The sequence below is a fragment of the Crossiella sp. CA198 genome, assembly GCF_052078295.1.
In the GTDB taxonomy this organism is placed as follows: domain Bacteria; phylum Actinomycetota; class Actinomycetes; order Mycobacteriales; family Pseudonocardiaceae; genus Crossiella.
Genome location: NZ_JBQJIM010000003.1, coordinates 210,705 through 223,451, shown reverse-complemented (window position 1 = coordinate 223,451; position 12,747 = coordinate 210,705). Strand labels below are relative to the sequence as shown.

Below are 12,747 nucleotides of genomic sequence, written 5' to 3'. Positions count from 1 at the left end.
ACGCGAAAGGCCCGGTCAGGGTGGGCGACCCCCACCCTGACCGGGCCTTTCCGTGGCTATCCGCTCAGTACCCCTCGGAAGCCAGCCGACTGGCCTCCTGCACCGGCATCAGGTCCTGGACGCCCGCGAAGTAGGGCGCGGCCTCGGCCGGTTCCAGGATCTCCTCCAGGTCGAGGCGTCCGGGCACCCGAGGCAGGAAGCGCACGGCCTGGTAGGCGTGGGTGAACACCGGCGGGTCCAGCACCAGCCTGCGGATGCCGTCCACCACCGGGATCCGGCTGGGCGTGGACTCGCCCCAGATCCAGCGGCCGGAGGGCTCGGCGAAGTTGAAGCACTCCACCGTGTGCGGCAACGAGTCCAGCGCCTTCATGTCGATCTCCGCGACACTGCTCAGCGCCACCGCCTCGGCAGTAGGCGCCTGTCCCGGCAGGTGCCCGCCCCCGATGAGCGCCCCGGCCAGCAACGTCTGGAGCTGGTAGTTCCCGGCGATCCCGCTCATCCGCATGCGGAAGGCCCGCCCGGAGGCGCGGTCCAGCACCAGCAGCGGTTCCTCGTCGAGCAGCAGCAGCGCCCACTGGACGCAGCGCAGATCGCCGTAGTCCGGTTCCAGCCGGTCGATCAGCTCCAGCAGTTCGGCGCGGTTGGTCAGCCCCCGGCGCACCCGGCGATCGGCGAGCACGGCCACCGCGGCCATCTCCCACTTGTGCACGGTGTGCCAGCCGAAGTACGGCGCGTGCCAGACGTCCCCGAAGTCCGGCCCGAGCCGGTCCTGCACCTCTTCGCTGGGCATCTCGGTCGGCTCCGGCAACTCGGCGTCCTCGCCGAACCTGTTGCGCCACAAGCGAGCGAACTCGATCGCGTCTTCCAGACTTTCCTGCAGACCGTCGAGGATCGGCGGCGCGCACGCCACCGCGTCCGCCTGCCATTCCACCAGCGCGCCCACGAACACCGCGTACACGGCCGAATGCCACTGCGGCATCTCGGGCAGCAGGGCGGTCAGCCGAGGGCCGATCGCGGCCGAGTGCGCGGCCAGCACGTCTGTCGGGGCCGAGGCGAGGTCGTGATAGGCCGCTTCCAGCAGCGAGAGCTTCTTCGCCGCGATCGCCGCCTCTACCGCCTCGACCGCGGTGTCGACCGAAAACCCATCGGGTGCCATCGCCGCAGTCTAGGTGGGCGCCCGTCCGCCCCACGACGCTTCCCACCCCACACCACCCGCCCGCCAACCCCCAAGATCGGATCCTGGTCCGATCCCCAAGCCCCAGCCCCACCCCAAACTCCACCCGTGCCCCTACGCCCCTTCCTCCTGACCGCGATCACCGCACTTGTCAGCACCCTGCTCCCCACCCTCGCCACCACGGCATCAGCCCACACGGCCCCGATCCACACGGCCCCGATCCTCACGGCCCTGACCCCCACAGCCCTGACCCACACAGCCCCGACCCATGCGGCATCTGCCAGGGCGCCATTGGGTCGCGCGGCCCCGCTCTCCGCGGCAGCGACCCCGATGACACCGACCACCGCGGCACTGACCCCGGTGCCCTCGCCCTCCGTCGACCCGCCCTCTATGGCCCGGCCCACCGCGTCCCGGCCCACCGCGTCCCGGCCCACCGCGTCCCGGCCCACCGCTTCCCGGCCCTCCGCGGCATCGGCCGCCGTGACACCGGCCGCCATCAACACGATCGTCCGCGAGTACCTGGACGCCACCGGCCTCCCCGGCGCCGCGGTGACCATCACCCACGGCACCCGGGTCCTGCACGCCGCGGGCTACGGCCGCACCCCGTCCGGCGAACCGGTCACCGCCGGCACCGCGATGCCCATCGCCTCACTCAGCAAGTCCTTCACCGCCTTGGCCGTGGCACAGCTGGCGGAAGCGGGCCGCCTCGACCTCGACCGCCCGGCCCACACCTACCTGCCCGAGTTCAGCATCGCCGACTCCCGGGCCGGCTCGATCACCGTGCGCCAGCTGCTGAACCAGACATCAGGCCTGTCCGACACCACATTCCCGTCCTTCACCCGCCCCCAGCCCAACACCCTGGCCGAGTCGGTCGCGTCCATGCGTGAAGCCAGGCTGGCCACCGACCCAGGCACCCGCTGGGAGTACCACAATCCGAACTTCCAGGTGGCCGCCCGCCTGGTCGAGGTCGTCAGCGGCCAACCCTTCGCCGACTACCTGCGCAGGCACATCCTCACCCCACTGGCCATGACCAACACCCACACCCTCAACACCGCCCAAGACCTCCCAGGCCCAGTAGGCCACCTGCTGATCCTGGGCTTCCCGCTAGCTCTCCCCGAACCCCCGGCCTTCGGCAACGGCTCCGGCGGCATGCTCAGCTCCGCCCAGGACCTGGCCGCCTGGCTGATCACCCAGACCGGTAATGGCCGCAGCCCCACCGGAGCCACCATCGCCACCCCGGCGACCATCACCGCCACCCACACCCCGTCCCCCACCTCGGGCAACTACGCCCTGGGCTGGTCAACCGGCCGAACCGACTCAGGCGCGAAGCTGATCGCGCACAGCGGCGACCTGTTCACCGCCACCGCCTACCAGGCCCTGCTCCCCGACACCGGCTACGGCATCGCGGTCCTGGCCAACACCGGCACCACCCACGCCGACGCCCCCGCCCTGGCCCACCGCCTCATCGCCCTGCTGGAAGACCGCCCCCAACCCACCCCGCCAACAAACCCCTTGCTCGTCACCGACATCATCCTGCTCACCCTGGCCGCCGCGACCCTGCTCCTCGCCGCTCGAGGCATCCGCAGATCCCGCCGCTGGGCCCATTCCCGCATCGGCACATCGCCGCCCACGACCACGGTCAGCCCCACACCGGTCGCAGCCCCCGCCAGCCCACCGCGCCGGGCGGCCAGCTTCAGTCCCAGCTCACTGAACCGGGCGGCCAGCTTCAGCCCGCTGCGCCTGGCCGCCCGGCTCCTGCCTTACCTGCTGCCACTGCCGCTGTTCCTGCTCATCCACCGCGTTGTCGGCCTGCTGTTCCGCGGTCGCGACATCGCCTGGCTCCAGGTCGCCTACCTCTACCCGACCTTCATGGTGTTCCTGGCCGTGCTTACCGTTGGCTGCCTGCACGTTCTGCTGACCAGGGTTGCCGCGCTAGTCCGGCTTCGTAGCCCGCGATGACCAGTTGCGCCCGGTCCCGCGCGCCGAGTTTGGTCAGCAGCCGCCCGATATGGGTCTTCACCGTGCCCCGGCTGAGGAACAACTTCTCCTGGATCTCGACGTTGGACAGGCCATGGGTGATCAGCACCAGCACCTCGCGCTCCCGCTCGGTCACCCCGGTGAGCTGCCGGAGCGGTTGCCGCTGTCGCCATTCGCCGGTGAACTCGGCGATCAGCTTGCGGGTGATGCTCGGCCCGAGCAGCGACTCCCCGGCGGCGACCACCCGGATCCCGGCCAGCAGGTCCTTCGGCGCGGTGTCCTTGAGCAGGAACCCGCTGGCGCCCGCGTACAACGCCCGGAACACGTAGTCGTCCAGGTTGAAGGTGGTCAGCACCAGCACCTTGGGCGCCCCGGGACGGGCGGTGATCCGGGTGGTCGCCTCGATCCCGTCCATCACCGGCATCCGGACATCCATCAGCACCAGGTCGACCTCGTGCGCGGCGACCAGGTCGAGTGCGACCTGCCCGTTCTCCGCCTCGCCGACGACAACCACGTCCGAAGTGGCCTCCAGTAGCAGCCGCAACGTGCTGCGCAGCATCGGCTCGTCATCGGCCAGCACCAGCCGGATCGGCCCGGTCTTCGATGGCTCTGTCGACGCGGGCTCTGTCGACGCAGTCCCGGTCGTCTCGGCCTCTGTCAGCACAGCCTCTGCCGTCACCTGCTCTGTTGTCACGGGATCAGTCCTCATTGGCTGGGGCAGCATCGGCTCAGTCATCGCCTCGCCGCAACGGCAGTCGGGCCCGCACCGCGAACCCGCCCTCGGCGCGCGGTCCGACCACCACGCTGCCCCGATGCAGCGCGGCTCGCTCCCGCATGCCGACATGTCCGTGCCCGGACGGCCCGATCGGGCCACGAGCGGGACCATCGTCCTCGATCTCCACCAGCAACTCGTTCTCCTCAACGGCCAGCCGGACCCGGCACTCCCGGGTCTGAGCGTGCCGCACCACATTGGTCAGCGCCTCCTGCACGATCCGGTACGCCGAGACCCGCACCGACTCCGACACCGCGGACAGATCAGGCGCCACCAGCCGGACGTCCAGACCGACCAACCGGCTATCCGCGACCAGCCGCTCCAGCGGCCGCGCGTCCGGCTCCGGATCGGCCACGTCACGCAGCGCGCCGAGCACCGTGCGCACATCCGCCAGCGCTCGCCGACTGATCGTCTCGATCTCGCTCAGCGCCGGGTGTCCCTGGTCGGCCAGGTGGCCGGCCACCGCGGCCCGCAGCGCGATCAGGCTCAGGCTGTGCCCGACCACATCGTGGATGTCCCTGGCGATCCGCAGCCGTTCCTCGGCCACTGCTCGCAGTGCCCGCAGCTCAGCCACCTGCGCCGCATGGTCCCGCCGTGCCCGCACCGCCCTGGCCAGTGCCCACCCCACGCCCACCACCACGCAGACGTAGAGCAACGCGCTCACCGGAGTCCGGCCGAACGACTCGACCCCCGGCGGGCTCGCCACCGGAAGCACCGCACGGATCAGTCCCGCCGCGACGACCACACCCAGCGTGACCACCAGCGCCACGGTCGCCCGCCGAACCGACGCCGCCAGCGCCACCGGGTACAGCGCGAACGCCACCGCCGGCGCCACCACGTCTCCGGCAACCTCCGCCAAGGTCGCCAGCGTCGCGGCCACCAGCACCACGCCCAGCACTGCCGTCGGCCACCGGCGTCGTACCGCCAGCGGCGCGCCGACCGCCACGGCGAGTACCCAGCTCGCAGCCAGGCCGCCCACGGGTGTGAAGCCGTAGGCTGTCCGCACCCCGGCCACGACCACCACGACGACCGCCACCAGGGCGTCGGTGACCAGTAACGCTCGCGACCCGAAACGCGGGATGCAGGACTCCGACACCACAGGACCGTAACCGGAGTTCGGTGGGGTGACATCGGACCAGGGTCCGATCTCTTGGCCCTGTCACTGGCGGCTGGGTTTCAGGCTGTCCGCAATGGAACCGCGAGATACCGGCACCGGCCGTGCCGGCCTCCGCCAGTTCGCTGCCCAGGGCGAGCACGTGCTGGCTGTGCTGGACGCCCGCGTCATCGCCCAGACCGAGGCCCGTGACCGCCTCGTCGCCGTCCACCGCGAGGTCCGCCTCCCCTGTGGACAACGCGCCCCACCAAGGCCGAGCCTCGGCTAACGTCCCAGGCATGGACGCGCTGCGGAAATCAGGACCCCTGGGCTTCAGGTAGTTCCGCCAGGAGATACCTGGCGGTGCTCACCTGGGGAGTCCCATGTCCCGCACCGCAACCCACATCAGGTCAACCCGCGCCCGGACCGCTCATCGCCGGGCCTGGCACGCGGTGGCCGTCAGCGACCTGCGCTACAGCAGGGCGATCCGCGCCGAGGCCGAGCACCACGGCCATCGGCCGCGGCCGGTCGCGTTCCGGCGGGTTGTCGCGATCTACTCGTATTCGCGTGCCCACAACGGGAATCGGGAGATCGCCCGGCTGGCCCGCAACGCGGAACGACGTGCCCGCCAGGACCTGCGCCGCGCCATCACCACGGTGCTGCGCGAGGTCAACGCGGCCGCTCGCCCGCACTCTGGCCCGCTGGCCGAGGCAGACATTCCGCCAACCCGACACCGGCATTCCGGACGCTGGCACGCCTGGTGACCGGGACCACGTCGAGGGCGGTCACACCCGGACAGGGTGGCTCGTCCTCAAGGTGAACCCGTGAACAGGAGGCCCAGCGATGAGTGTGGTTCTGGTGACCGGCGGCAGCGGCACCCTCGGCCGGGCCGTGGTGCGCGGACTGGTGCGCGAGGGCCATCGGGTCCGGCTGACCAGCCGAAGCCCGCGCCCGGCCGAGCCCGATCCGGGTGTCGACTGGCACACCGTCGACTACGCCACGGGACAGGGGCTGGACGCCGCCTTCGCCGGGGTCGACTCGATCGTGCACACCGCCACCGTTGTCAACGGCAAGCGGGACGCGGCCCTGACGCGCACGGTGGTCGAGGCCGCGGTCCGCGCGGGCGCGCCGCACCTGGTCTACATCTCCATCGTCGGCGTCGACCGGATCCCGTTCTCCTATTACCGGGGCAAACTCGCGGCCGAAGCGGTGGTCCGCGAGTCCGGGCTGCCGTGGACGATCCTGCGCACCACCCAGTTCCACGACCTGGTGCTCCGGGTTCTCAGTGGGCTGGCGGTGTTGCCGATCATGCCGGTGCCGTCCGGGATCCGGGTGCAGTCGGTGGAGGTCACCGAGGTCGCCGAACGGCTCGTCGCGCTCGCCACCGGCACGCCCGCCGGCAACGTGCCGGACCTCGGCGGCCCGGAAACGCACCTGGTGAGTGACCTCGCCCGGCTGTACCTGCGTGCGCGGGGCAAGCGCCGCAGGCTGTTGCCGGTGCGATTCCCGGGCAAGGTGTTCACCACGTATCGAAACGGTGAACACCTCGCACCGGAACACGCACACGGAACGGTCACATTCGCCGAGTTCCTCGCCGAAGAGACCGGAAAAAGCCAGTGAAACCGGACATGGGATGACTCGACAAGGTCAGCGCAACCGGTCCAGGGCTGAGCTGAATGCGTCCGGATCGACCTTGACACCGCCGCTGAACGGGTTTTCCAGCTGGTAAATCGCGAACAGCAGCAGAGTCAGTGCGGCGGTCAGGATCACTACGATAACGATATGTGGAATTAGCTTCGGGCCGCCGAACAGGAACGGGAACAACGCTGACATCACCGCGCCGAGAATGAGCGCGAACCACATCACCGTGCTGACCCCGCCGCTGGCGGCGTCCAGTCGCGACTGTCGTGCCTGGTAGGCCTCCCAGAGCTGGTTGGACGCCTCGGTCTTGCGGTTCTCCAGCCAGTGACCCTCGGCCGGGGCCTCCGCGATGACCTTGCGCAGCTCGTCCAGCTTCTGCCAGCCGTCCTCGTCGACCTCCTGCTCCTGGCGGAGCTTCGGCCACTCGTCGTTGAGCACGGTGCCGAGGTAGGACCTGGTCAGCTCCTCGACCTTGCCACGCACCGGATCCGGGAAGGAGGTCGCGGCCCAGTTCACCGCGACGATGCTGTTGGCCTCCTTGGTCGAGTCGTCGCCCACCGACTTGACCGTGTCCAGCAGGGAGATCAGCACAAACGCGGTGACCACCGCGTGCAGTCCGCCGACAATGGTGAAAACCAATCCGGCTGACTCGTTGTTGCTCAGTCGTTCCTCGTCGGAGCCGAATCTGCGGAACAGGACGGCCAAGGCCGCGACCACCACAGCGACTCCGGCGACCCAGAGCAAGCCCGACAGGTAGAGGTTCAATTCAGCTCCTTTCTGGTCCGGGATTACATCACGGTCTACTGTGAGGAGTACAGTCCGGGCCAGTCGCGAAGCGATGACGATCCGATGCTGTAAGCAGAGCGAATCAGCGCGATCCTGAAAGGAGTACCCGATTGTCGTATTCAGTTGCTCCGATACGGTGGTCGCGCCATTTGGTTGCACTGTGCAGTACCTCGTTTCTGCTCTTCCTCAGCAGTGGCGGGCTCAGCCCGATCGAGGCCGACGCGGCCAGCGTCTGCACGGCCTACCAGGTACGCGCCACCTCCCACGGCGGCCTGTCCACCCTGTTGCGAGTCACACTGCCGTCCGGTCTGCCCAACCGCGCCCCACAGCCATTGGACCTAGCCGTTAACTCGATCGGGTATGCCCCGGCGCAGGGCCTTGTGTACGGGATCGCCTCCCGGGACCGGACCGGCAAGTTCCGTGACGGCGGTCACGTCGTGCGCATCGACCAGAACGGAGCGGTCAAGGACCTCGGCCCGGTGCGGCGCACGGGCAGTGTGCCGGTGCCGTGGAGCGGTCTGATCGACAGTTTCGCGGGCACGGTCGTCGGCAACCGGTTGTACGTGCGCGAATGGGACAAGCTCTACGCGATCGACATCGATCCCCGAAGCCCCAGCTTCCTCGGCCTGGTGCACTCGGTCCGCCTGGACTGGCACTGGCTCTCCGACGACCTGGACGACTTCGCGCACAATCCGGCCGACGGCAAGCTCTACGGCATCTCCAACACCGGCCACGGGAACGGCACCCTGGTCAAGGTCGACCCCGGCAACGGCAAGGTCACCAAGGTCAAGGTCCTCAAGGGCCTGCCCGGCTCCAGCACCTACGGCGCGGTCGTGCTGGACCCGGCCGACAACGGCCTGTGGGTGCTGAACAACGACCACCGCCGCGCCAGCCGCCTGTACCGCATCCAACTGGGTGACAACACCTTCACCGAGGTCAACACCGGTCCCGCCCTGGCCAGCACCGACGGCGCAGGCTGCGTGAAGTCAACCCCAGCCCCCACCGCGCCGCCCACCACCACACCCCCGCCCCCCGCCGTGATCCCCCCACCCCCACCTGCCCCGCCAACCCCCACCACGACCACAACCACCCGCCCGGCCCCCGTCATCCCACCCCCGCCCCCAAGCCGCGCCACTCCACCCCCGCCTCCGGCGAAGCCGGTCGTCGCCCGAGCCTCAGCCCGTCCCACACCAAGGGCTCAGGCCTCGTCTTCACTGGTCCGTGACCAGCGACGCTGGACCGTGGTGACCGTGGTGATGATCATCTTCGGCTCAGGCGCCGCGCTCCGCGTTGTCCGCTCCCATCGCTGACCGCGGCTCGACCCCACACCTCGGCGCCACTGTGCTGCCCGGATATCGGTGACCGCCTGCCCGGACCCGCCAGTCGGTGACCCCTGTCGGGTCCTTCCCACCTGGTGCGGACTGGGCCGCTGGCTGGTGCTCGACCCGGCCCCCGGCACCGGCAAGCTGGCCAGCCTGCCGACCTGCTGGCGCCCCGAGATTCTCGCGAGCCTGAGTACCCGCCGACGTGCTCGCGAGTCCGCCCGCGCCCGGCCGTAGCCGGAAAATCCCGGCGGCCGGGCGCGGGCATGTCCTAGACTGTGCCCGGCCGCAGCGAGCGGCCCTTGTGCAGGGAAAGGAGGCCCGAGATGTACGCGTTCCCTCCGGCGCCTCCGCGGATCGCCTGACCGATCCAGCGCGCGCCTCCTGATCTTAGCCTTGGAGGCAGCTCCATATGAAGTTCCGTTCCATCGCTGCGGCCGACTTCGACCGCACGCCGCATCACACTGCCCCGTTCGACTGGGCCACCGCCGTTCAGTACGACGAACGCCGCGCCGCCGGCCAGTACCGTCCACAGTGGACATGGTTGGCCGAGGACGGCGACCGGGTCCTGGCCCGCGCCATGTGGTGGGGCTTCGGTGACGGCAAACACCCGCTCGCCCTGGACTACCTGTACGTGCACCACTCCGTCGCCGACCCCGTCATCCTGGTCGGTGACCTGCTCAACGTGGCACACGAGAAGTTCCTGGCCGAAGGCGCGCCGGAACTGCCCGCCTACCACCTCAAGCTGCCGCTGGACTGGCATGCCGACCCGGTGTCCGTGGCCGCGGTCGACTGGCGGCGCACCGCCGCCGCCCGCGCCGGGCTGACCGAGGACAACGAACGCCTGCGCTTCGAGTGGACCCCGGCTGACGGCCTGCCGGAACCACCGGCACGCCTGGATTTCCGCCCCGAACCCGACGACGAGGTGGTGCTGTCGGTGTTCCGCCGCCTGACCGAAGGCAGCCTGGACACCGAGACCCGGCGCGGGGTCACCGCGGTCGGCGTGGACGCGCACGCCCGCGCCGACTTCGAGTTCTACCGCGACCAGATGCCGGGCCCCCGCGATTGGTGGCGGCTGGCCTACACCGCGGGTGGCGACCTGGTCGGCCTGGCCCTGCCCTCGCGCAACGCGAGCAACGCCGTCGTCGGCTACCTGGGCGTGCTGCCTGAGTACCGCGGCCACGGCTACATCCACGAACTGCTCGCGCACATCACCCGCCACCACGCCGGACTGGGCGCGTCCAGAGTGGTCGCGGACACCGATCTGGTGAACCAGCCGATGGCCGCGGCCTTCACCCGCGGGGGCTACCGCAATATCGAGATGCGCCTGGTGTTCAGCGCGCCCCACTGACCCAGCGGTCCAGCACGTCGTCGATGGTGTCGCGAATCCGTTCCCTGGCAACGGTTCGCGGCACCCCGGCCATCAGCATCGCGTCGTAGCCGGTGTCCTCATGCCGGATCGAGGCGATCACCGCCCGACCCGGCCACTGCTGCGGGCACCCGCGTGCCGAGCGATCGCCTCGGCACGGGCGGAGGCGCAACCGGGGAAGAGCCGCAGGATCTCCGCGGCGAGCCGGGCCTGGAACTCCAGGTCCTGCTCGCCCCGGCGAACCGTGTCCCGCTCCCGTCGCCGCGAACGTACCTCGGCGTCGGCAAAGCACTGCTCCTCCGCCGCCTCCAGCGCGTTCTCCTCGACGAGCAGGCCCAGCCGGTCGAACCGCTTGCGTGACAGGTTGAACCGCTGCACCACCGCGGACAACGTGCTCGCCTTCTTCGCCCGCCGGGTCAGGGTGGCGTCGCCGGCCGCCAGGAACACCAGGTGGTCCAGGTCAGCGCATTCCAGGCAGTGCGGCCGCTTCTCCTCGACGAACTGGTAGGTGTCCGAATCACCGCAGTCCGCGCAGGCCCAGCCGCCCTCGGTGCGCAGGACCACCAGATCAGGTGCCGACTTCTGTCGTTGGACCACCCGATCCCGTTGTGCCTGCGAGAGTCCTGCCGCCAGCCAGTGCGTGCTGAACCGTTGTTCGGCCAAGGAGGAACCGGATACGCTGAACCGCAACGGCCGACGATCCCGGGTCGCCGCAACATAGTCCACCACCTCGATGGTCAGACCTTGTTGCCGTGCCCAGTGCTCGAGGTGCCCGAGTGCGGCGTCCACCTTGTCCGGCGGCACCGTCATCGCCTCGGTGAGTGAGCCGATCCGGCCCTGTTCCCAGTCGCCGATCCGCCTGTCGGTCAGCCAGCCGAGCCGGTTGAGCACGAGCACCGGGGAGACGAACTTCTTCTTCGCCAGCAACGCCACGGCCGCCTCGGTGACGCGCCGTTCGAGCTTGGACTTGACTGCCTGGACCACCACGCCAGTCTGTCAGGCCGGTGCGGTGACTGGGGAACGGGACAAACTGATCACGTACCTCCGGGTATGGGTGAGCAGGTGTGGGGAAATGCTGGGCAGGGGCGGCGCCGCCGAGTTCGCTGGCGCCGAGCGAAGCATACCGCCGGTCGCGATGTCGGCGTCCCGGTTATCCACAGGCTTTCCGCGGCATGATCGCGCAACAGCGTGGACCAATAGCGTTGACCTGCAAGGAATGTCGGCGCTGGGGCCGGAGTGTGTCGAGTGTTGTCAACGGATCGGGTGATGAACGGTCGGTTCGGTGCACATCGCCCGTAGGATGAACTCGTGGCTGCGATACCTGTGGTCACCGAAGTTGTTGCGGCACAGTCGAATTGATCAAGCGGAGTCTCTGGGACGTGCGTGTTCCGGGGTGGAACTCGATCATCAGAATGTGCGCTACGATGCGTCCAGGCGGAACGAGACTCGGGACTCGACCGCTGTGCACGCCGAACATGAGCATCCCGAGCATATTCAGCAACATCTTCCCAGCGACCTCATGTCGCGGGACTTCGGGCACGATCTGCGGCCCCATATCTCTGTGAACTGAGCATCAACCGTGCCGGGCAGGTGCGTGTGTGGTCACTCGAACATCTCTACAAGCTTTCCCTGGAGGCACAATGCGTTGATATGTCCACAGTGGACTGTCATTCGACACCATGCGAACCGACGCCAGCCGGGTTCCCGGCGCGCGTCGCCCAGCCTGTGTGATTGCCCGGACTGACCCGGCTGACTTGTCCAGCTCTGCCCATTGAGGAGGTGAAAACGCTGGCAGAGCTGGACATCCAGGGCGGGACGGTCAATCGCAGGCGACAGTGACGATCGTATGCCGTTGATCGACTGCCGATGTGGCTCGTGGCCACCACGTGGGCCGGCACCACGTGGCTGCCCGAGGCGCTTGAGCGGTCGAACTGGCTCACGGATTTCGCACGGTGGCGATGACATCCACCTCCAGCAACGCCTCCGGCCGAAACAGCCGGGACACCTGCACGGTCGTGCTTGTGGGCGGGTCGACTGGGAACAGCCGGCGGCGTACCGCGCCATAGGCAGGCAGGTCGTCCATATCCGTCAGGTACGAGCGGATGTTGACGACATCGGCCAGGGTCGCGCCATGCGCGTCCAGCAGGGCGGTGATGGTGGCGAAGACGTTCTCCGCCTGAACCCGCATGTCCCGGTCCGGCAGGGGCCGGCCATCGTCGGCGACCGCGATCTGTCCGGACAACACCAGCAACGCGCCGCCGCCCAGGTCGATTCGGGCGACCTGCGAGTAGTTCGTGAAGGGGCGGGGTGCGCTGGCTGGATTGTCGAAGGTGGTCCGCATGGCGGCGACGTTAGGCGTGCGGCTGACATGCGACCAGCGACTGTTTCGCACAGGTGCGATGCGTCGTGGGCATGGCACCTGTGTGGGCAGTACGTTGCTTTCGACCGTGGTCTGGCGAGGCGCGGCCCTTGCCCGAGCGCTGTCTGGGCTGGATTGTTCCAGCTGGGCGGGGCCGCGCTGCCTGAGCAACCCCGCGAATGCCGCGCTGCCGGACTGGCTGAACCGGGCCGCGTTGACTCTGCGGAGTCGTGCTCTCTCCGCCGTGCCGCAGC

13 protein-coding genes are annotated in these 12,747 nt (G+C 69.3%); 6 read left to right on the top strand and 7 right to left on the bottom strand.

Features of this window, described 5'->3' with window-relative positions:
• Positions 1-64: 64 nt before the first annotated feature.
• Positions 65-1,156, bottom strand: a complete 1,092-nt coding sequence (locus ACTOWY_RS06140; RefSeq protein WP_441308624.1) for a hypothetical protein — start codon at positions 1,154-1,156, stop codon at positions 65-67.
• A gap of 348 nt (positions 1,157-1,504) precedes the next feature.
• Between ACTOWY_RS06140 and ACTOWY_RS06135 the strand changes: the two genes are divergently transcribed.
• Complete coding sequence (locus tag ACTOWY_RS06135) at positions 1,505-3,133, top strand: serine hydrolase domain-containing protein (protein WP_441308623.1); 1,629 nt, start codon at positions 1,505-1,507, stop codon at positions 3,131-3,133.
• Here the strand turns inward: ACTOWY_RS06135 and ACTOWY_RS06130 are convergent.
• Both ACTOWY_RS06130 and ACTOWY_RS06125 read right to left on the bottom strand, forming a co-directional pair.
• Positions 3,063-3,734 (bottom strand): response regulator, encoded by a 672-nt coding sequence (locus ACTOWY_RS06130; RefSeq protein WP_441308835.1) that lies wholly within the window; start codon positions 3,732-3,734, stop codon positions 3,063-3,065. The genes ACTOWY_RS06135 and ACTOWY_RS06130 overlap by 71 nt on opposite strands.
• Positions 3,735-3,879: 145 nt before the next feature.
• Positions 3,880-5,019 carry a histidine kinase gene (locus ACTOWY_RS06125; protein WP_441308622.1) on the bottom strand — a complete coding sequence of 380 codons (1,140 nt, stop codon included), beginning with the start codon at positions 5,017-5,019 and terminating at the stop codon, positions 3,880-3,882.
• Positions 5,020-5,113: 94 nt separating this feature from the next.
• Between ACTOWY_RS06125 and ACTOWY_RS06120 the strand changes: the two genes are divergently transcribed.
• The 3 genes from ACTOWY_RS06120 to ACTOWY_RS06110 all read left to right on the top strand — a co-directional run bounded on the left by ACTOWY_RS06120 (position 5,114) and on the right by ACTOWY_RS06110 (position 6,636).
• Positions 5,114-5,305: a hypothetical protein gene (locus ACTOWY_RS06120; protein WP_441308621.1), complete on the top strand. Its 192-nt coding sequence runs from the start codon at positions 5,114-5,116 to the stop codon at positions 5,303-5,305.
• A gap of 94 nt (positions 5,306-5,399) precedes the next feature.
• Positions 5,400-5,780: a hypothetical protein gene (locus tag ACTOWY_RS06115; protein WP_441308620.1), complete on the top strand. Its 381-nt coding sequence runs from the start codon at positions 5,400-5,402 to the stop codon at positions 5,778-5,780.
• A 79-nt stretch (positions 5,781-5,859) separates the two neighbouring features.
• A complete protein-coding gene (locus ACTOWY_RS06110; RefSeq protein WP_441308619.1) occupies positions 5,860-6,636 on the top strand; it encodes an SDR family oxidoreductase in 777 nt (258 codons plus the stop codon).
• Between the two features lie 27 nt (positions 6,637-6,663).
• On the opposite strand, the gene ACTOWY_RS06105 is transcribed toward ACTOWY_RS06110, so the two are convergent.
• Positions 6,664-7,422 carry a bestrophin-like domain gene (locus tag ACTOWY_RS06105; RefSeq protein WP_441308618.1) on the bottom strand — a complete coding sequence of 253 codons (759 nt, stop codon included), beginning with the start codon at positions 7,420-7,422 and terminating at the stop codon, positions 6,664-6,666.
• 131 nt (positions 7,423-7,553) lie between these two features.
• Here ACTOWY_RS06105 and ACTOWY_RS06100 point away from each other — a divergent pair, with 131 nt between their 5' ends.
• On the top strand, positions 7,554-8,753 hold the full coding sequence (locus ACTOWY_RS06100) for a DUF6923 family protein (protein ID WP_441308617.1): 1,200 nt from the start codon (positions 7,554-7,556) through the stop codon (positions 8,751-8,753).
• 424 nt (positions 8,754-9,177) lie between these two features.
• Positions 9,178-10,116, top strand: coding sequence for a GNAT family N-acetyltransferase (locus tag ACTOWY_RS06095; protein WP_441308616.1), 939 nt, complete (start codon positions 9,178-9,180; stop codon positions 10,114-10,116).
• Here the strand turns inward: ACTOWY_RS06095 and ACTOWY_RS06090 are convergent.
• The 3 genes from ACTOWY_RS06090 to ACTOWY_RS06080 form a co-directional block, all read right to left on the bottom strand.
• Positions 10,100-10,237: a DUF2293 domain-containing protein gene (locus tag ACTOWY_RS06090; RefSeq protein ID WP_441308615.1), complete on the bottom strand. Its 138-nt coding sequence runs from the start codon at positions 10,235-10,237 to the stop codon at positions 10,100-10,102. The two genes, ACTOWY_RS06095 and ACTOWY_RS06090, sit on opposite strands and share 17 nt — an antisense overlap.
• Positions 10,234-11,118: a DUF2293 domain-containing protein gene (locus tag ACTOWY_RS06085; RefSeq protein WP_441308614.1), complete on the bottom strand. Its 885-nt coding sequence runs from the start codon at positions 11,116-11,118 to the stop codon at positions 10,234-10,236. Before ACTOWY_RS06085 ends, ACTOWY_RS06090 begins: the two co-directional genes overlap by 4 nt.
• Positions 11,119-12,070: 952 nt before the next feature.
• Positions 12,071-12,475, bottom strand: coding sequence for a RidA family protein (locus ACTOWY_RS06080; RefSeq protein ID WP_441308613.1), 405 nt, complete (start codon positions 12,473-12,475; stop codon positions 12,071-12,073).
• Positions 12,476-12,747 lie beyond the last annotated feature (272 nt).